The organism is Promicromonospora iranensis, assembly GCF_028994805.1.
GTDB classification, from domain to species: Bacteria; Actinomycetota; Actinomycetes; order Actinomycetales; family Cellulomonadaceae; genus Promicromonospora; species Promicromonospora iranensis.
Genome location: NZ_JAJQQP010000022.1, coordinates 35,337 through 55,235 on the forward strand (window position 1 = coordinate 35,337; position 19,899 = coordinate 55,235).

A 19,899-nucleotide genomic window follows, 5' to 3' on the forward strand; every position below is an offset into this window, starting at 1 on the left:
GGTCACCGTGTGGCTGCCGCATCGGTGAGTTCCCGCTGCTCGTGCGGCTCCTCCTGCAGCGACTCGCCCTCGACGTCGACCCGCGGCAGCACGCGATCGAGCCATCGGGGCAGCCACCAGGCCCGCTCGCCGAGCAGCTGCAGGATGGCGGGCACCAGCGTGAGGCGTACGACGAAGGCGTCGAAGAACACCGCGCACGCCAGCCCGAGTCCCACCATCTTGATCAACGGCTCGTGGGCGGTGGCGAATCCGCCGAACACCGCGATCATGATCACCGCTGCGGCGACGACCACCTTCGAGCTCCGCTCGAACCCGGTCTCGATCGCCTCCCGCGCGGGCCGGCCGTGCACGTGCGCCTCGCGCATCCGCGAGACCAGGAACACCTGGTAGTCCATCGCCAGCCCGAACACGATGCCCACGAGAAGGATCGGCATCAGGCTCATGACCGGCCCGGTCTGCTCGATGCCGAGGAGGTCGGCCGCCCAGCCCCACTGGAACACCGCGACGATCACGCCCAGCGAGGCGAAGAGGGAGAGCAGGAAGCCGAGCGCCGCCGTGACGGGAATCCAGACGGAACGGAACACGATCATCAGGAGCAGCACGGCGAGGCCGATCACGATCCCCACATAGGGCACGAGCGCGGACTGCGTCTTCTGAGCCATGTCGATGTCCAGCGCGGTGGTACCGGTGATCTCATAGGTCACGTGTTCGGCGGCCTCGAGATCCGGCCGGGCGGCGCGCAGCTCATCGACGAGATCCTCGGTGCGCTCGTCGGTCGGGCTCGTCGAGGGCACCGCGCTGAGGATCGCCGTGTCGCCCTGTTCGTTGAAGCTGGCCTGCGAGACCGACACGATGCCGCCCGTCGAGCTGATGCTGCTGGCGACCTGGGCCACCGCGGCCTCCGGATCGGCTGCGTCCCGCGCGTCGACGACGACGGTCAGCGGTCCGTTGAACCCGGGACCGAACGCCTCGGCCCGGAGGTCGTACGCGCGGCGCTGGGTTTCCGTGACCGGCAACGACGCGTCTCCGGGGGTGCCGAGCTGGAGCGACAGCGCCGGGACGGCGACCGCGGCGAGGAGGCTCACACCCGCCAGGGTGATCAGCAGCGGGCGACGCAGCACGGTCCGCATCCACGACCGCGCCACCGGACGGCGAGACGGCAGGTTGAAGTCGCCGCGACGCTGGGCACGTGACAGTACCCGGTTCGGCGCGAACGCCAGCAGCGCGGGAACAAGTGTCAGCGCCACCAGGACCGCGATCACCACCGCACCCGCGGCGGCCAGGCCCATCTTCATCAGCGACGGGATGCCCACCACCGTGAGTCCGGCCAGTGCGATCACCACGGTCGCCCCGGCGAAGGCCACGGCCGAGCCCGCCGTTCCCACCGCGCGGCCCGCCGCCTCGAAGCCGTCGTCAGGTCCATGGCGTTCCTCCCGGAATCGCGACACGACGAACATCGCGTAGTCGATTCCGACCGCCAGCCCGAGCATGAGTGCGAGCATGCCGGTCGTGATGGTCATCCCCAGGGGGCCGGCCACGGCCCAGACGCCGAGGAAGGAGATGGCGACGCCGATGAGCGCCGTGAGCAGGGGAAGGCCCGCTGCCAGCAGTGAGCCGAAGGTCATCACGAGCACGACGGCGGCGATCCCGACGCCGGCGAGCTCCATGACGCTCATCTGGGTGCCCGTCTTGAGCGCCGATCCTGACATCTCCGCCGTGAACCCGGCGTCGCGTGCCTCCTCGACCGCGTCGGCCAGTGCCGTGCGCGATGCCTCCGTCACCTCGGACGACGGAACCTCGTACGACACCGATGCGAATCCTGTCGTGCCGTCGGCGCTGATGCTTCCGCCTGCGGAGGGAGGGGTCACCCGCACGACCTGCGGGTTGTCGGCCAACGAAGCCAGCGTCTCGTCCACGACCTGCGCGTTCTCCGCGGACGCGAGGTCCTCACCGGCGGGTGCGACGAACACGATCGTCGCCGACGCGCCGTCGGTCGCGGCGTCGGGGAAGCGCTCCTCGATGAGGTCGAACGCCTGCTGCGACTCGATCCCGGGGATCGTCGCCCGGGTGTTGACCGGGCCCTCCGAGGTGACGGCGAACGTCACCGCCCCGCCGAGCGCCAGCAGCCACGCCACCACGACCAGCCACCTGCGGCGATAAGAAAAACGTCCAAGACGACTCAGCATGCCTGCCATGGGAGACCACTCCACCTTCTCGATTCGGATGATGCCCCAGCCTCTCGATGTCCTGCGTCCGGGTCGTCGTGCAGATGCAGGCCCCGGATACGGAGATTGCCGTACGGCGGTGTCCCGCCGTGGCCGATGCGGAAGGGCGTGACCTACCGCGCCCCGGACACCCGGCAGCGCTTCCTGGACTTCATGGAAGTGGGCGGGGAGCCTGGGGACCAACGCCGAGAGCGTCCTTCCTGCACGACATACAATTCGTCGAATGAGCGCATGGCCGCTTTCGCCCACCAGGACTGCGAGTACCGCCGAGATAGTCGCCGCGGGCGTGTGCGGGGCACTGGCGATCGGCTCACTGCTCGCTCTGCCGCTCCTCGCCGCAGCCGAACCCGACGAGGGCATCGTCGCGGTCTCGCCCGCCGATGCCGCCTGGTGGATCGTGGCCGCGCTCATCCTCGTCGAGGCGGTCGCGCTGTTGTGGGCCAGGCGCGCCTCCGGGAAGGTGCTGGTGGCGGTCGCGCTGGTCCCGCTGGTGCACGCCATCGCAGTGCCAGGGGCCACCTTCAGTCTGACGACGATCGCTGTCTCGTTCGGCGTCTGCTGGGCCGTCCTGCGTGAACCACTGAGAAGGCTCAGGGTTGTGCTGCCCGTGGTCGTCCTGCTCGTCGCCGGCTCCCAAACCATCAACGACGTTCGCAGCGGGGCCGCGCTCGACATCGCGACCATCACTGCCGCGTCGCTGCAGGCGCTCGCGGTCGTGGGCATCCCACTGGCCATCGGCCTCGTCCTCGCCGCTCGGAAGGACGCGCGGGTCGCCCGCGGCAAAGAGCTCCTGGCCCTGAAACGCGAGGGCGACGCGCTGATCCAGGCTGCGGTCTCCAGGGAGCGCATGGCCATGTCGCGGGAGCTGCATGACATCGCCGCGCACCACATGTCGGGGATCGCGCTCCTGGCTTCTGCCATCTACCGTCAGGTCGATGCCGATCCGGAGGCCGCCAAGCTCGCAGCTCAGCAGGTTCGTGCGCAGAGCACGACAGTGCTGGACGACCTGCGCCGTGTGATCGGGCTCCTGCGCGACGAGTCGGAGAGCAGTCGGTCTGTCGAGACGCTGGCCGCGGTACACGAGCTCGTCGAGCTGCGCCGCAGCGCCGGCACCGAGGTGGAGCTGGTGTTGTTCACCGCGGAGCACGAGCTCGGAGCGGGTGTCGGGCCGCTCGGGCAGCTGGTGGCGTACCGCATGGTGCAGGAGTCCCTGGCGAATGCCGCCGCGCACGCACCGGGTGCGAACTGCGTCGTCGAGATCGACGACCGTGACCCGGCACACCTGAGCGTGCTCGTGCAGAACGACGGAGCACATGCGCCCGACCTGGGGCCTGGTGGAGGCTTCGGGCTGATCGGCATGCGCGAGCGTGCCGAGCTCGTCGCCGCCGAGCTGCACCATGGACCCACCCAGGACGGTGGCTGGGAAGTGCACCTCATGCTCGCGAGGGACACGACGATCGAAGACCTGGCCGAGGAGCCCACATGATCCGCGTACTCATTGCCGACGACCAGCCTCTGGTGCGTGCCGGCCTGACGGCACTGGTGAGCCTGGAGGACGACCTCGAGGTGGTCGGCGAGGCCACAGACGGTATCCAAGCCCTCGCGATGGCACGGGAGCTGCGTCCGGATGTGGCCTGCCTCGACATCCGCATGCCCGGGCAGGACGGCATCACCGTCGCGCGTGCGCTCTGCGGTCCCGACGTCGAAGACCCGATCCCCGTGCTCGTGCTCACCACGTTCGACCTCGACGACTACGTCTTCGGTGCGCTGGAGGCAGGCGTCTCGGGCTTTCTGCTCAAGGACGCGGAGCCTGATGCGATCACGGCGGCGATCCGGCAGGTGGCGGCCGGGAACGGCACGATCGACCAGACGCTGACCCGCCGCATCATGAGTGAGTTCGTGCGGCGGCGCACCCTGCAACCGGTGAGCAGATCGCGCGACAGCGACGTGCTCACCGGCCGCGAGCAGGAGATCTTGTTGCTGCTCGCCCAGGGAATGTCCAACGAGGCGATCGCCCGGGAGCTCGTGGTCGAGACGTCGACGGTGAAGTCACACCTCGCCCGCATGCTGCCGAAGCTCGGCGTGCAGTCACGGCTGCAAGCGGTGGTCTGGGCCTACCAGAACCGGTTCGTCGAGCTTCCCGCCGCTACCTAGCTCTCGTCCGCGGTACCCGAGCCGACCGCGCGTGAGCACGATGACGAGCACGGCCGCGATGACGCCGCTCACGGCGAGTGCCTGCGACACGGCGCTCTCGCTGACGGACGGGAACATCTCGCCCCAGATGACCGAGACGAAGTTGTTGACGCTCACGTGCGCCAGCATCGCCAGGGGCAGGCTCTGTCCGGTGCTGTTGAAGACCCATGCCATGACGACGTTGAAGCCGACGCAGAAGATGGTGAAGAAGACCGGCCGAGTCCAGTCGGCATCGGGGTAGCCGCCCCACTCGGTGAGGAACAGCGGAAAGTGCCACAGAGCCCAGAGCGGTCCGAGGACGAAGGCCGAGCGCATCGGTCCGAGCCTGGCCTGCAGTCGGGGCAGAGCGAAGTCACGCCATCCCGGCTCCTCGGCGAGGCCGGTCGTGATCATCTGGAGAAACAGCAGGGGCACGTAGAGCATGAGGGCCGTCAGTGACGGTGCGTGCACCTCACCACCGGAGACCACGGCCCCGGTGAGCACGAGCGCCAGCGGCACGCCGAGCAGCGCGATGGCGTACCAGCGCCCGGGCACGCGCCAGCGCCACAGACGTGCGCCCCACTGGCGCAGCCCGGCGAGTCCGCCCGTGATCGCGGTGACGAGGAGCGCGGACGTGATGGGCCCGAGGTAGGCGCCGGGCAGCATCCCGGAGATCTGGCTCGTTCCCAGCACGCTCGGGAACGTGAAGTCCCATACGCCCAGTCCGTTGTCGGAGAGCACGTACGGGATCCAGGCGAGCCAGCTCAGTGCGTTCGCGAGCACGAAGAAGCTGACGAGCGGGTGTCGGCTGATGACCCCCGCGATGCCCCTCCGTTCGATGGCCGGCACAGCGTCTGTCGTGGTCACGATGTCTTCTCTCGTCAGTCGGTCGTGGCGCGGATCCGCCACTCCTCGACGCTAGAAGCTGGCGTGGCGCGCAACGAGAGCCGAAGGATCGAGCTTTGTGACTGTCATCGCAAGGCGCAGATCTGCATCGAAAGACGCAAGGCCAGGAGTTGGCCCGAAGGCCCGTAGAGCGGATCGAGGCCGGTGCCTACCTTCGACAGAGGAAGGACTTCCCTCCCTCACAGAAAGGTCGCCTCATGATCTCGTCCACGATGGCGGGCCCGGCGCGACTCGACTCCGCCGTGCGCCTCGTCCACCTCACCAAGACCTACCCGAACGGCCCGGAGCAGGTCGCTGCGCTTCAGGGCGTATCGCTCGCCATCCAGCCCGGCGCGTTCACCGCGATCATGGGCCCCTCGGGCGCGGGCAAGTCGACCTTCCTGAACCTCGCCGCAGGCCTTGACACGCCCACCAGCGGTCAGGTGATCATCGGTGACACCGACATCACCGAGCTCTCCTCGGATGCCGTCACCCGCCTTCGCCGGCGTCAGATCGGCTTCGTGTTCCAGTCGTACAACCTCATCGGCCACCTGACCGTCAGCGAGAACATCCAGCTGCCGATGCTGCTCGACGGTCGGCGCCCCGACGAGCAGTGGCAGCAGGCGCTGATCGACTCGGTCGGGCTGACGGGCATGACCGAGCGTCTGCCGAGTGAGCTGTCGGGGGGTCAGGCGCAGCGCGTCGCCATCGCCCGCGCACTCATCACGAGGCCCACCGTCGTGTTCGCCGACGAGCCCACCGGTGCCCTTGACCGCCGCACGGGCGAACAGGTGCTCGACGTGCTGCGCGGTACCGCCAAGCGCTTCACGCAGACGCTGGTGCTCGTCACCCACGACCCGCAGGTCGCCGCCACCGCGGACGACGTGCAGTTCCTGGCGGACGGACGACTGGCCGGCGAGCTCGTAGCGCCGACCACGAGCCAGATCGCCGCCCGCCTCGTCGAGCTGGGACGGTAGCGCCATGTGGTCGTTCGCCCGCTCAGCGGTACGGGCCTACCGCTCCAGCTTCATCGGCAGCTTTCTCATCGTCATGTCAGCCGCCGCCCTCCTCTCAGCCAACGGTGTACTCATGGAGAGCGGCCTGCGCGGTGACGCGCCGTTGCTCACTACCGTGGCTGCCTCGTTCGCCGGTACGGCGATCCTCGTCGTCGTGCTCGTCGTCGCCTCCACCTTCGCCTCGGCGCTGCGACAGCGGAACGCGCAGTTCGCCCTGCTGCGCGCCGTCGGAGCCACCCCCACGCAGGTGCGCGCGATGGTGACGGCCGAGGTCGCCATCGTCTTCGCGCTCGCGGCGCCGCTCGGCGCCGTCCCCGGGCTGTTCGCCGCGAGGCTGCTCACGCCGGTGCTCGAGTCCGGTGGCATCGTGCCCGGCGGGTTCGAACTGGCCATCTCACCGCTTCCGGTGGTCGGGTCGCTGTTCCTGCTGTTCCCGACCGCGCTGCTCGCCGCCCGGCTCGCGGCCCGCGAGGTGACGAAAGCCAGCCCGACCGCGGCCGTTCGGGGTGCCTCCGTCGAGCCGTCCAGCCTGTCCGGAGCGCGGCGTACCACCGCCGTCGCACTGCTCGTATCTGGCCTCCTCGTGGCCGGTACACCGTTCATCGTGCCCGGCACGCTGGGCAGCGCTGCCGGCGCAACCTCCGCTTTCCTCCTCATCAGCGCCGCGGCGCTGGCCGGGCCGGCAGTCGTCGGCATGATCGCCCGGCGGGCAGCGCACGCCACACGCTCCTCGAGCAACGCGGCCGTCATGCTCGCACTCGTCAACAGCCGTGGCTTCTCGCGCCGGCTGACGACGGCGATCATCCCGCTCGCCCTCTTCCTTGCCCTCGGGACCGTACAGACAGGCGTCAACGGCAGCATGGTGGACGCGGCAGGCATGCAGCTGCGCGCAGGCCTGGGCTCAGCTGTCGTCATCACCTCCGCGGACGGTGTGACGACCGAGCAGGCAGCCGCCGTCGCATCCACTCCAGGTATCGACGCGGTCGTGGCCAGCTCGACCGTTCCCGCAGAGGTCAAGGTCGACTCCGACGAGGACCTTGGCGGCCTCTCCTGGGAGCAGACCGGCCTGCGTGTCGTATCCGGCGGCATGTCCGGTCTCGTCGACGTGGGTGTGACCGCCGGCTCCATGGACGACCTCACCGGCCCCTCCACGATCGCCGTCAGCAGCGAGAGCCTTTTCGCCACCGGCAAGGGTGTCGGTGACACCGTGGAACTGCGGTTCGACGGCGGCGCCGAGGTATCGTCGACCATCGTGGCCGTCTACGACCGGGGCCTCGGCTTCGGCGGCTACATCATCGGCGAGTCGTCGCTGCCCAGCTCCGATCGGGAGGCGGCTGCCGACGTCTTGTTCGCGCAGGGGTCGGCAGATCTGGCCCCCATCGGGCTGCAGACGGTTTCCGTGGACGACTACGTCGACGAGACGGTGGCCGGTGCGGCATCCCAGCAGGAACTAGGGGCGATCCTGCTGTTCGTACTCATCTTCTTTCTCGCGGTTGCCGCCGCGAACACCCTGGTCATGCTCACCAGCGCGCGTAGGCCGGAGTTCGTCCTCCTGCGCCGCATCGGTACCACCCGCCGTCAGCTCGCGTCGATGATCTCGGTCGAATCGGTGTTCGTCATGGTCATGGCCTGGGCGATCGGCACGCTGTCGGTGATTCCGGCGCTCGTGGGCGTTGCGTACGGCATGCTCGGCGGCTTCTCTCCGGCCATCGAATGGCCGGTGTACGGGGCGCTGTCCGGGGCGGTCGTACTCATCACGTCGGCGGCGACCATGGTGCCCGCGAGGATTGCCGGTCGAGCCCGGAACCGATAGTCGTCGACGCAGCACGCGGGCCAGCAGTCGCTCGTCAACTCGCCAAGCCGCGATGACGTCGATCCGTGGCTGGCCCGCAGGTGCCCGACGGCGGATGGGTGCTCGTACCGGGGACTCAGTCCTCGCCCAAGGACGTGAGCCGGATGAGTCGGTCCCTGCCCTCCGGATGGCTGTCGGTGGGGTGGTAGACGACGAGCAGCTGGTCGCCGGAGTCGTCCACGGCGAGCTTGGAGAGGTTCAGCTCCATCGGGCCGACCTGCGGGTGATCGATGAGGACGGGGCCGCCACGGGCCGGACGCACTTCGTGCCGGGCCCATACCTCCCGGAACGCTTCGCTGGCCAGTGACAGCTCACCGACCAGCTGCACGACCCGTGGGTCATCGAGATCGGTCCCTACGTGCTTGCGGAACATCGCGACCATCTCGTGGTGGTCGAGGTGCATGCGCTGGTCCGCGTCGAGAAACAGCGATCGGAGCAGATTCTGCCCCGGCCGGAGCGCGGGGGAGAGGGCGCGGGCGAGCGGGTTGCTCGCGAGCACCTCCAGGTATCGCCCGGTGACGAACGCAGGCAGGTTGATCGAGTGGACGAGCTCCGTGACCCGGGGCGCGACCGTCTCACGCCGCCGGGAGCCCCGTGGCTTTGCGGAGCTCAGCTCGAGGACGTACTCGGTGGACGACTCGTCGAGCTGCAGCACCCGTGCGATGGCTTCGAGCACCTGCACTGACGGGTTTCGGTTGCGCCCCTGCTCCAGGCGCAGGTAGTAGTCCGAGCTGATGCCCGCGAGCGTGGCCAGCTCTTCGCGGCGTAGCCCTGGTACGCGACGGCGCCGGTCCTCGGGCATTCCCACAGCCCTCGGGGACACCAGCTTCCGCCGAGCGCGCAGGTAGTCGCCGAGCCTGTTCTCGCGGGCTTCGCCGGTCTCGTCCGCCATCGTCGTCCATGGTAGGTCCCCCTGGGATGCATTGGCTGGTCCTGCCACTCCTAGGGTCGAGGAGGTCTTCTTCGCTGGCTGGAGGTCCCGCACAGTTGCGAGAGAGCGCGTTGCCGACCGGCACGTGGCTCGTCCACGGCGTCACGACAGACAACACGTCACGACAGACAAGGGAGGGCCTCGTGCCCACGAATCGCATCGCTCTCGTCACCGGAGCCAACCAGGGCATGGGCAACCAGGTCGCGAAAGAGCTGGTCGCCGATGGTGTCACCGTGTTCGTCGGGTCGCGCGATCTCGCCCGTGGGCGGACGGCAGCCGCGGAGATCGGCGCGGGTGCCATCCCGCTCCAGCTCGACGTGACCGACGCGGATTCGATTGCCTCGGCCACCGAACGAGTCCGTGAAGAGTTCGGCCGCCTCGATCTCCTCGTCAACAACGCCGGCATCTCCACCGCCCGCTCGGACGTCCATGATCTGGCCGAGCTCCGTGCGGCGTCGAAGGCCAGCACCGTTTCTCTCGATGAGGTACGGGGCGTGTGGGAGGTGAACGTCTTCGGTGCCCTGGCGATGTATCAGGCCATGTTGCCGCTGCTGCGCAGGTCATCGGGTGCGCGCATCGTCAATGTCACGAGTGCACTCGGCTCCCTGACGACCACGGCCGATCCCGCCTTCGCCTACCGGTCCGCCTTCGAACCGGTCTACGCCGCGTCGAAGACGGCGCTCAACGCCGTGACGCTGTCGATGATGATCGAGCTGGAGGGCAGCAGCGTCAAGGTCAACCTCGTCTCGCCAGGATTTGCGAACACCGCTCTCGTCAACTTCGAGGGAACGGAATCGATCGAGGCCGCCTCCCGCGAGGTAGTGCGCGTCGCCCGCCTCGGCCCCGACGAGCCTTCCGGCACCTTCACGACCTGGGAAGGTGTGGACCTCCCCTGGTGATCGTCGCGCGGTTGCCACCCGCAGCCACGTGCATTCCCGGGAATATTGTTCCTGGGAAGGTTGTCGTGGCCGGTATGCAGAACTTCTTCGACGTGCTGGTTCGCTACGAGACCGACCTCTGGGCGATGGTCGATGATCGCCTCGCAGCCGGGGGAGCGGTGTCCTTGGCGACGCTCGAAGCGCTCCGGGTGGTGGACCGGCACGCTGGTGCCTGTCGGGTCCACGAGGTATCGGCCGATCTGTCGATCACGGTGGGCGCAGCGAGCAAGCTCGTGGACCGCACAGAGCGCGCAGGCCTCGTGAGGCGGGAACCGAACCCGCTGGATCGCCGCTCCGCACTGGTGGTCCTGACTCCGGCCGGTGCCGCCGCGCTCGGACTCGCGGAGGAGGTCGCCGGCCGTGCACTCGCCGACCACCTGGAGGGCTCCGGCGTCGACGTCACGGCACTGACGCACGGTCTCGCGATCCTGCGTGCGCGGCTCGCCGCGCAGAAGGATCCGGAGGTGACGGTATGAGCGCGACCATGCGAGCGGTCGTCGTCGACCACGCGGGAGGCTCCGAGGTGCTGCGGGTGCGACGTGTTCCCGTCCCGCTGTCCGCGCCGGACTGGGTGCGCATCAAGGTCGCGGCGTTCGGCCTGAACCGTTCAGAGCTGCACTTCCGACAGGGCCTGGCGTACAGTGGCTCGTTCCCCCGGATCCCCGGTATCGAGGCGGTAGGCGTGGTCGACCAGGACCCGAGCGGGCGGCTCGCCGTCGGCACCCAGGTCGCGACGATGATGGGTGGAATGGGCCGCGAGTTCGACGGCGGCTACGCAGAGTTCGTCACGGTGCCCTGGGCCCAGGCGATCCCGTTCAAGAGCGGCCTCCCCTGCCAGCGCACGATCATCCCGCGCGGTTGTGCGGGGATGCCTGTGACACGCGGATCAGTCCCAGCTCCTGGGCTCTGGCGATCGCCTCGGTGCGGTGCGAGACGTTCAGCTTGGCGTAGATCTTGCGGATCTGGGTGCGCACGGTCGTCACCGAGACACCGAACTGCATCGCCGCCTGCTCGGCGGTCTGCCTGGCGCTGAGCGCGTGGAGCACCTCGCGCTCGCGCGGGGTGAGGTGCACGATGGGGGCCGACGGCGGAGTGTTGCGCCGCGTCGCGGCTGCGGCGCTGTGCAGCGGATTCGGCACCTGAGCCAAGCTCGCGAGCTCGTCGAGCTCGCCGTCGCGCAACGACAGGAACGGCGAGACGTGTCTCGGGGTGGAGCGCAGCCGCGTCGCCGCCAGGAACGACGCGCGTGCGCGATTTCGGTGCTGCGCCCGCAGGTGCGCGGCGGCTTGGACAAGGTGGTGGCCCATTCGGTCGTTGACCGGCAGGTCCCCGTACTGGAGCATCTCCGTGGACAGCCGCACCGCGTCGTTGTCCTCGCCGGCCATGAGGTGTGCCCAGGCGGCGAACAGCGTGAGCGACTCGACCTCGGCGTGCCGTTCGGCGAGGTGCAGCACGCGCGTCCCTGCGCCGGTGCGCAAGAGGAGCTTCGCCTCGGCGCGCAGTACGAGCTCTCCCGTCGTGGTTGTCGTGTCCGGGCTGAGTGCGCCATGCTGCTGGCGTGCGGTGTCGAGCACGCGGAGCCCTTTGTGTGGGTCGCCGAAGTGCGCCTCGTAGTAGGCACCGGCAAGTGCCACGAAGGGCCACAGCTCCGTCAATTGCGTCGCCGGCCCGATCCTGTCCAGGAGTAGTGCCGCAGTCGAGGGGTCGCTCTCGTCGATGGCGATGAGTATCCGGGCGATCTCCGCGCCGAGAGCGGTCTGGTGCTCGATCCAGTCAGGGAGCGGTCCCAGATGTTCGAGTGCCTCGAGCCAGGTGCGGGCAAGGTCGAGGTGGCCTCGATACGCTGCGAGGAGCGCCAGGTTCGCCGCGGCGTTCGCCCCTGCGTAGTGTGCGTGCGGCGGCTCGCCTGATTCGGCGAACGCACGGCTGAACAGCCGGGTCGCCTGGTCCGGGGAGCCTGCGAGCATCGCCGTGAACCCGCGTTCGGCCGACAGCCACCCGGGTAGGACCGCCGGGCGGACCGCTGTCCACGGTGGCGCCGGGGGCTCCCGCTTCAAGGTGACCTGCGCATCGGTCCAGGCACCGATGCGCTCGGCCTCGCCGAACTCCCCGCGCATCCGCTCGGAGATGACGGCGGCCGCGCCGGCCGAGACCAGGTCACCCGACCGGGTGAACGAGCTCATCCGTCTCCCGTAGCGCTGCCCCATGGCCACGTAGAACTGGAGCGTCCGGCGTAGCCGGTGATGGCTCAGACCCCGGTAGGTCAAGCAACGGTAAGACAGCAGCACCGCGTGCAGCAGCCGAGGGCGGGCGTCGAACGCCCCGGTCGGGATTTTCTCGACCGCTCGCAGCACCTCGGGGGCAAATCTCGCCGCCAGGTCGTACCAGAGCGTGTCGAACAGCTCCTCGATCCGATCCAGATCCCCGGACGCCAGGCAGGCGCGGACTTCGCTGTCGCTCAGGGAGTCCGGTTCAGGTGATGTGGCCACGCTTCGGATCTTGCCTTTACATCGATCACCTCGCGCGGCAGCGGGTGATTTCCGGCCTGGAACTGATGATGCGACTGATGATTTTCACTGGATCGGCTGCTTCCGACTTGCATCTCGGCGCCCTAATGGGATGGCAATGAGCACGCGAGCGGCGCGTGCGAACAGGAAAGGAAAGCCATGCGCAGTGCGTCACAAGATCGTCGCACCGGTCGCGCAAGCGGCCGGTCTTCTGAAGGGTCGCCGGGGGCTCGTCATGCCAGGCGCAGTCTGTTCAAGCGCTTGCTCGGCGGGGCGATGGCCGCCGCGACAGCGTGCAGCGGGCTCGTCGTCGCGGCGGCACCGCCGGCGTTCGCCGAGACCGTGTACGAGATCGCGGGTGAGTGGGAGGAGGGCACGCCGGCCACGGTGGGCCGCGGTGACGTGGTCAACGCCGTGTGGCGGGTCAACGTCAATGACGACGAGGAGGCGCCGGCGAACGAGCCGGTGGAGAACGTGACCTTCACCGCCACTCTGGACAAGGGACGGTTCAACGAGATCCCCGACGTCTGTCTCACCGCGGACGTCGACCCGGTCTCGGCGATCTCCGAGGACGGCAGGACGCTGACCTGCAACCTGGGCACGGTCGTGCAGGGCACGGCCGTCGTGGTGCAGACGCCCGTGGTGGTTGATGGCGCGACCGGTGAGCAGCTCACCGCGGTCGGTGAGATCAACGGCCAGGAGCTGCCCCTGGACCCGATCGAGATCGTGAACGACTTCGAGCTGGACATGCAGTTCGGCGGCAACACCGGCAACTACTACTGGAACGACGACTACACCGCGCTCGACCTGGACCTGCAGTGGGCACTGCGGCTGGGCAAGGGTTCGGATCCCGGTCCCGACAGCGTGACCTACCGGCTGCAGCTCACCGACAGCAACGGTGCCCCCGTTACCGTCGGATCCAGCACGCCGGGCGATCTTCCTGGCTGCTCGCCGTTCAACAACAACCGTGCCAGCGGGGTTCCGTGGTCGGAGCTGCCGGGCTATCCCGCCGACCAGCAGACGTCGTTCGTGGACAGCTGCGCGCTGACGCCGGTCGCCGGTCAGCCCGGCGTCTTCGACCTGACGCTGAGCGGTATCAACTACGACCTGGCCAACGTGCCGGAGTTTGACTCGACGATCGGCCGCGACCCCTTGCCGGCGGACTGGAACTACATCGCCAGCGGCAGCCTGTGGTTCCACATCGAGACGAACCAGGCCGGATCGCTCGCGCTGCAGTCGAACGCGCCGACGTACACGTCGACGACCGGACTGACGACCACGGACCTCGCCGCCAACAACTCCACGGGCAAGTCGTACGTGCTGCCCGGTCGCTGGCACGCGGCATGGAGCAGGCCCTACACGGGTGCGGGTGGTACCCCGTGGGACGACACCTACCGGACGTTCGCCGGGGCGACGGTCATGCAGTACGTCAACAACATCTACAGCCGCCAGAACACGGAGCCTTCGGCGCAGCACGGTCAGTGCCTGGTGTTCGACACCGCCTATGTCGACTACGCCCCGGTGCCGGAGGGGCAGACCGCGATGGTCATCGGCTTCAACCACGCCGGCGGATCCGGTGAGTTTGAGAACCCGCCCCCAGTCGAGTACTACGTGGGCGACGTCGGTGACCCGAACACGTTCAGCTGTGGTAGCGACCCGGGAAGCTGGACGACCACGGAGCCGGCGGACCTGACCACGGTCGGTGCCGTGCGGATCCTCTACCCGGGCTCGCTGCCCGCGGACGAGGGCTGGAACTCGATGCAGCTCAAGGCGTATCCCACGATCGAGGACGACGTGGCGACCGGCCAGGACGTCTGGATGTTCGGCCAGGTCTACAACCCGGTCACCGGTGTCTGGGAGAGCCCCAGCCAGGTGCCAGGGCTGACCACGCCTACTCCTGACGCGCGCTATCCCGGCACGAACGGGCGCCGCGACATCCTGCGGATCATCTACGCGACCCCTGCCATCCAGAAGAGCGCGGACCGGTCGACGGTACGGCCCGGTGAGCCGGCGACGTTCACGCTGACGTACTCGGCGAACGGTTCGGGCGCGCTGCCCGACACGGTCGACGACTACTCGGTCGTGGACACCTTGCCGGTGGGCATGTCCTACGTCGGCGGGTCCGCCGACCCGGAGCCGACGGTGACCACGAACGGCGAGGGGCAGCAGGTCCTGACCTGGTCCATCGACGGCGTGCCGACGAACGAGCCGCAGGAGCTCACCTACCAGGCGGTGGCCGGCAACTCGGTGGTGCCGGGGCAGGTGCTCACCAACACGGCCACCAGTTCCCTGGCAGGTGAGTCGTCGCGGCCCGCTACCGCTCAGGTCACGGTCAGCACCAGTGGTAGCACGCTGATCGCCAAGACCACCGACCAGTGGTTCATCGCCAACCCGGACGGCTCGGGCGACGGCGAGGGATCCTGGACAGTGACGCTCAAGTCGCAGGACCCGCTTCCACAGGCCTACACGGACACCATCGACATCCTCCCGTACAACGGCGACGGCCGCGGGACGGACTTCGAGGGCACCTACCGGGTGACGGACGTGGAGGTACCGGAGGGCGCGACGGTGTACTACACCGAAGCTGACCCGGCGACGCTCTCGGACGACCCGGCGGACGAGTCGAACGGCGCCGCGGGCGACCCTGACGGCAACACGGTGGGGTGGACCACCACCCAGCCGGAGAACCCGACGGCCATCCGCGTGATCGGTGGGGAGCTCCTGCCGGGGGCCACCCTCGCGTTCCGCATCGACATCGAGACCGAGGGTGCGGACCCGGGTGACACCTGGGTGAACCGTTCGCAGGCGCGTGCGGAGCACACCCGGCTGGTCATGCGGACGTCGGAGCCGCTGACCATGGGCACGATGTACTCCGCGTCGCTCAAGAAGTACGTGCAGGACCTCGACGGGCAGTGGCGTGACGCGAACGACGTCGCGGACGCCCCGGTCTTCCGGGACGGTGACACGATCCGATACCGGATCGTGGTGGAGAACACCGGCCAGGGCACGCTGACCGACGTCGTCGTCTCCGACGACAAGCAACCCGAGCTCGGCTCCTTCACCATCGACTCGCTGGAGCCCGGTGCTACCGAGAGCCACGAGTTCGAGATCACCGCTGGCGCCTCGGTCGGCGAGGGCGTCGTCAACACCGCGTGTGCGGAGGCCGCCCAGCCGGAGGACTCCGAGGTGGCGCCGACGATCAACTGCGACCCGTCAATCTTGATTCGCGTCGGCGACCCGGCGCACGAGAAGACGTTGATCTCGGCCAAGCCGATCGGCGACGGTCAGTGGGAGGTCGTGTACGGCATCGAGGTGACCAACACGACGGCCGCGGCGCCGACGTCGTACACGCTGGACGACGAGCTGCACTTCGCCGAGGCGGCAACCATCGTCTCGGCCGAGGTGACGTCCTCGCCGGACGGCGTGACGCTGGCCGAACCGGCCTGGGACGGCCAGAAGAACCTCACCGTCGCCTCCGCGGTGCCGCTCCTCGGTAACGACCACGGCGACTACGAGCCGCACCGGTACGAGCTGACCGTGATCGCCGACGTCCCGCTGCAGGTGCCAGGCGCCGGCACGGCGGACGACCCGACCATGTGCGGCCCCGACGGTGACGACTCCGACACGGCGTTCAACAACACGTCCGCCATGACCGACCCGGCCGGCCAGGTCGAGGACGATCAGGCGTGCGCACCGATCCCGTCGATCGACATCACCAAGTCCGTCGTCGGCGACCCCGTCGCCGGCAAGGACGGCGAGTGGACGATCACCTACGAGATCAAGGCCACCAACAGCGGTGCCGCCGACGGTAAGTACACGCTCACCGACCGCCTGCGGTTCGGTGCGGGCATCGAGGTCACGTCCGCGGACGTGACGGCGACGCCCAAGGGCGTGACGGCTGCGGAGTCGTGGACCGGTCAGGGGATCGAGGATGACGACGCGAACGTGATCGCCACCGGCGTGAACCTGCGTGCGGGAGCCACCCACACGTACCGGGTCAAGGTTCAGGCCACCGTTGACGGTGACGCCGCCAACGAGTCCACGTTCACGTGCCCCGAGTCCGGTTCTGGTAAGCCGGGCGGGTTCGCGAACACTGCCGGCATCGGTCACAACGACCTGACCGACAGCGCGGACGTGTGCGCCACCCCGAAGGAGCCCGGCAAGCCCGGTGACCCCGGCACGCCGGACGAGCCCGGTAACCCGGTGAACCCGGCCGACCCGGTGAACCCGGGCACGCCGAGCGACCCGCCGCCCCTCGCGACGACGGGTGCCAACGTCGGGTGGATCGCCGGGGGAGCAGCACTGCTGATCCTGCTCGGTGCTGCCGCGATGGTCATCTCGCGTCACCGCCGCACCATCGGCTGACGCCATGACACCGGAAGCCCTGCCCACGGGCACCCTGCCCGTGGGCAGGGCTTCCACCCCCGCACCACCTGTACTACGCACCACCGAAGCAACGCACCGATAGAGGGAGCGACGCGTGAAGGACCAGGCACAGAACCCCGCAACGTCCATCTCCGGCCTGGACCTGCGCAGAGTGTTGCGTACGGCGTGGCCGGGCGTGCTGGCCACAGTGACGGCGGGAGGCCTGTTGTTCGCCGCGATGCCGGGCGTCCCTGTCCCGGGTGCTCCGGGGGGTGGCCGTGAGCTTCCGGTCCTGGCCCGGGCCGAGGTCCAGGTCGAGACCGATGGGCCGGTCGAGCGGACCGAGCGGGTCGAGACGGTCCCGGAGCAGGTGAGCCGGGCGCAGATCGTTGCGGTGCTGGAGCGTGCGCAGCGCGAGGCGCGGGTACAGGGTGCGGGCTTCAGTCCGGTGGTGGCGCAGGCCGCTGCGGAGCTGGGCATGTTGTACACGACCTACACCGCGCAGCAGCAGGCGGCGCGGGAGCGGGACCAGGGTCTGCGGATCCAGCACGCTCCGGTCGCGCGCCACACCGAGCAGGACGACGGCGAGCGGCCCGCACCGTCGGATCAGGAGCCGTCCGGGGAGCCGTCCGAGGGGGTCGCGTCCGTCGTGTCGGCCTCGTACGAGCCCACCTCGACGGCTGGATCCGAGGCAGCGAACACCGCGGAGCCCAGCGCGTCTGAGCACGACGCATCCGAGCATGACAGGGCGCATGAGCACACCGGTTGGGTTACGTACGAGGAAGTGGTGGTCGCGGCGGTGCGGCTGGTGAAGCTGCTCGACGACGCCGCACTGGTGACCGAGGTCGAGGTGCTGCGCGCCGATCAGCATGAGGACCCCTCCACGCGCCAGATCCTGACACTGCCCGGCGTGGAACAGGGGCAGGGGTCGTCGTTGCGGCAGAGCCTGCGGGACGTCGTGACCACGTTCGGCGCTTCGACGGCGGGGTATGCCAACGGGCGGATCCCGACCGGGGTGCTCTGCCCGCTGGACTTCGCACCCGGGCACCTGCTGCGCTGTGATGCCGCTCGGCAGCTGACCGCGCTCAGTGCCGCGTTCGAGAACGAGTTCGGGTACCCGATCCCGATCACCGACTCCTATCGGTCCTACGGGGGGCAGGTGGCGGTCGCGGCGGCGAAGCCGCACCTGGCGGCCATGCCGGGCACATCAAACCATGGGTGGGGCCTGGCGGTGGACCTGAGCGACCCGATCTCCGGTGGCGCCTCACGCGAGTACGTGTGGTTGCGGGTGCACGGGCCCGGTTACGGGTGGGACAACCCGTCCTGGGCGCGTCCGGGTGGGAGCAAGCCTGAGCCGTGGCACTTCGAGTTCTTCGCCGCCGGCCCGGTACCCGACCGGGCGATCGACCCGTCTGACGTCGACACCTGGTACCCCACCTCGACCGGCACGATCGAGCAGGTCGACAGCGAGAGGAGCGACAACAACAAGGACACCAGGAGCGACGGCAAGCAGTACCGCACGAAGGACGGCGCGAAGGGCGAGGGCAAGAAGGGCGGCAACAAGGCCGCAGGTCCCGGACGCGAGGTGGAAGCCCCGTCGAAGGGTCGGCCGTCGGGCGGCGAGACCAGCAAGCCGACCAAACCGTCCAAGCCTGCGGACAAGCCCTCCACCAAACCGACCCCGAAGCCCAGCCCGAAGCCGTCACCCAGCGTTCCGGCACCCAAGCCGACACCCACCCCGAAGCCGTCACCGACGCAGCCGAGCCCGGAGCCGTCGGTTCCACCGGCACCCAGCCCGCCCCCTTCCCAGCCGAGCCAGCAGCCCTCGGCCACCCCGTCACCGTCACCGTCACCGTCACCGTCACCGTCACCGTCACAGAGCGCACCGCGTCCGGCCCTGGACGCTCCGACCCCCTCACCCAGCTCGTCCAAGTCCGCCGGCGCGATCTCCGGCCTGGTCAGGGGTCTGGGCCGCGGCGCTGACCGCACCGAGAACCGACCGAGTGACTGAACCGCGGCCGCGACGACGGTGGGATCGAGCGGACCGCACGAGTCCTAGATAGCGCCGATCATCGTGTACTCCACGGTGGCGCTCCGCACCGTGGCCGAGGCCACGCTGAACAAGTGCTCGGCAGCGGCCTCATGCCCCGCCTGGACCTCGGAGGGGCGCTGCTGTCCGATCAGCATGCCGACAATCTCGAAGGAGCACGGCCGAGGGGCAACCTCATCTCCGAGGTGGGATCCGGGTGGATTCCCGCGCCGTCATCGCCGTATCGTCAACGGCGCTCCGTCCGCGCGGACGGTTGTTCAGCCGGCTCCCCTCGATGTCGACGTGGGGAAGGATGCGATCGAGCCATCGCGGGAGCCGCCAGACGCTCTTGCCGAGCAGATGCATGAGCGCGGGCATGAGCAGCAGCCTGACGACGAAGGCGTCAAGGAGCACGCCGAAGGCGGGACCGAAGCCGATGGAACGGACCAGGGCGGCCTCCCAGAAGATGAATCCGCCGAAGACCGCCACCATGATGAGCCGTTCAGAGCCCATTCACCGAGGAATGGACGCGCTAAGTCGGCTTGCCCGGGACCGGCGGCAGGCACTGGAAATCTTGTCAGTGCGGGTGTCCGTCCTGACTTGCCTCCGGTAGAGATTTGGTAATCAGCAGGCTGAGGACATAGCCAAGGCGCCGGAGGGTAGAGCACTCGCGCGTGCACCTGTGCAAATTTCGTACGGCGGCGAGGATAGCCCCTCCCGTCGCAGCGGAGTATGGCGGTTTCGTGCCGTTGTGCCGCTCTGGCTACCGTGTCTACGGCTGGCTCGGAGTGGCAAGAAATACGGGCCGTGATGGTGCGCGTCGCGGTGCCTTTGTCTACTCGTTCTCTTAGAGCCCTATTCAGCGGCGCCGAGGGTCTCATGACTGCTTCACGTCCTGACCTGCGTCGTTGCTGGTCAGGGGCAAATTTCGGCAGGTAGCGCAACGGCCCTTGCGTTCGGTTGGATCCAGGTTGTCTAC

The 19,899-nt window shown here is 68.9% G+C and carries 13 protein-coding genes and 2 pseudogenes; 9 read left to right on the forward strand and 6 right to left on the reverse strand.

Going from position 1 to position 19,899, the window contains the following annotated elements; genetic code table 11:
* Window positions 1-2: 2 nt before the first annotated feature.
* A complete protein-coding gene (locus LUM46_RS26235; RefSeq protein ID WP_274998227.1) occupies window positions 3-2,186 on the reverse strand; it encodes an MMPL family transporter in 2,184 nt (727 codons plus the stop codon).
* A 262-nt stretch (window positions 2,187-2,448) separates the two neighbouring features.
* On the opposite strand from LUM46_RS26235, the gene LUM46_RS26240 reads away from it, so the two are divergent.
* Window positions 2,449-3,711 (forward strand): sensor histidine kinase, encoded by a 1,263-nt coding sequence (locus LUM46_RS26240; protein ID WP_274998228.1) that lies wholly within the window; start codon window positions 2,449-2,451, stop codon window positions 3,709-3,711.
* On the forward strand, window positions 3,708-4,379 hold the full coding sequence (locus tag LUM46_RS26245; RefSeq protein ID WP_274998229.1) for a response regulator: 672 nt from the start codon (window positions 3,708-3,710) through the stop codon (window positions 4,377-4,379). The genes LUM46_RS26240 and LUM46_RS26245 overlap by 4 nt, the downstream gene beginning before the upstream one ends.
* Here LUM46_RS26245 and LUM46_RS26250 read toward each other — a convergent pair.
* Window positions 4,314-5,264, reverse strand: coding sequence for a CPBP family intramembrane glutamic endopeptidase (locus tag LUM46_RS26250; protein ID WP_274998230.1), 951 nt, complete (start codon window positions 5,262-5,264; stop codon window positions 4,314-4,316). The two genes, LUM46_RS26245 and LUM46_RS26250, sit on opposite strands and share 66 nt — an antisense overlap.
* Window positions 5,265-5,500: 236 nt before the next feature.
* Between LUM46_RS26250 and LUM46_RS26255 the strand changes: the two genes are divergently transcribed.
* Both LUM46_RS26255 and LUM46_RS26260 read left to right on the forward strand, forming a co-directional pair.
* A complete protein-coding gene (locus LUM46_RS26255) occupies window positions 5,501-6,259 on the forward strand; it encodes an ABC transporter ATP-binding protein (protein ID WP_274998232.1) in 759 nt (252 codons plus the stop codon).
* Window positions 6,260-6,263: 4 nt separating this feature from the next.
* Complete coding sequence (locus tag LUM46_RS26260) at window positions 6,264-8,111, forward strand: FtsX-like permease family protein (protein WP_274998233.1); 1,848 nt, start codon at window positions 6,264-6,266, stop codon at window positions 8,109-8,111.
* 115 nt (window positions 8,112-8,226) lie between these two features.
* Here LUM46_RS26260 and LUM46_RS26265 read toward each other — a convergent pair whose 3' ends face one another.
* Window positions 8,227-9,042 (reverse strand): MmyB family transcriptional regulator, encoded by an 816-nt coding sequence (locus tag LUM46_RS26265; RefSeq protein ID WP_274998234.1) that lies wholly within the window; start codon window positions 9,040-9,042, stop codon window positions 8,227-8,229.
* Window positions 9,043-9,224: 182 nt separating this feature from the next.
* Between LUM46_RS26265 and LUM46_RS26270 the strand changes: the two genes are divergently transcribed.
* The 3 genes and pseudogenes from LUM46_RS26270 to LUM46_RS26280 all read left to right on the forward strand — a co-directional run.
* Entirely contained in the window at window positions 9,225-9,980 is a 756-nt protein-coding gene (locus tag LUM46_RS26270; RefSeq protein WP_274998241.1) for an SDR family NAD(P)-dependent oxidoreductase, read from the forward strand.
* Between the two features lie 74 nt (window positions 9,981-10,054).
* Complete coding sequence (locus tag LUM46_RS26275; RefSeq protein WP_274998242.1) at window positions 10,055-10,495, forward strand: MarR family winged helix-turn-helix transcriptional regulator; 441 nt, start codon at window positions 10,055-10,057, stop codon at window positions 10,493-10,495.
* An 8-nt stretch (window positions 10,496-10,503) separates the two neighbouring features.
* Window positions 10,504-10,824: pseudogene (locus tag LUM46_RS26280) on the forward strand (alcohol dehydrogenase catalytic domain-containing protein); the annotation flags it as partial.
* 40 nt (window positions 10,825-10,864) lie between these two features.
* Here LUM46_RS26280 and LUM46_RS26285 read toward each other — a convergent pair.
* Window positions 10,865-12,508, reverse strand: a complete 1,644-nt coding sequence (locus LUM46_RS26285; RefSeq protein ID WP_274998236.1) for a helix-turn-helix transcriptional regulator — start codon at window positions 12,506-12,508, stop codon at window positions 10,865-10,867.
* Between the two features lie 294 nt (window positions 12,509-12,802).
* On the opposite strand from LUM46_RS26285, the gene LUM46_RS26290 reads away from it, so the two are divergent.
* The gene (locus LUM46_RS26290; RefSeq protein WP_274998237.1) at window positions 12,803-16,891 is read left to right on the forward strand and encodes a DUF7507 domain-containing protein; all 4,089 of its coding nucleotides are present in this window, start codon (window positions 12,803-12,805) and stop codon (window positions 16,889-16,891) included.
* A 115-nt stretch (window positions 16,892-17,006) separates the two neighbouring features.
* Window positions 17,007-18,902 (forward strand): M15 family metallopeptidase, encoded by a 1,896-nt coding sequence (locus LUM46_RS26295; RefSeq protein WP_274998238.1) that lies wholly within the window; start codon window positions 17,007-17,009, stop codon window positions 18,900-18,902.
* 44 nt (window positions 18,903-18,946) lie between these two features.
* On the opposite strand, the gene LUM46_RS26300 is transcribed toward LUM46_RS26295, so the two are convergent.
* Together LUM46_RS26300 and LUM46_RS26305 are read right to left on the reverse strand one after the other, a co-directional pair.
* Entirely contained in the window at window positions 18,947-19,078 is a 132-nt protein-coding gene (locus LUM46_RS26300) for a hypothetical protein (protein ID WP_274998239.1), read from the reverse strand.
* Between the two features lie 37 nt (window positions 19,079-19,115).
* Window positions 19,116-19,418: pseudogene (locus LUM46_RS26305) on the reverse strand (MMPL family transporter); the annotation flags it as partial.
* Between the last annotated feature and the right edge of the window lie 481 nt (window positions 19,419-19,899).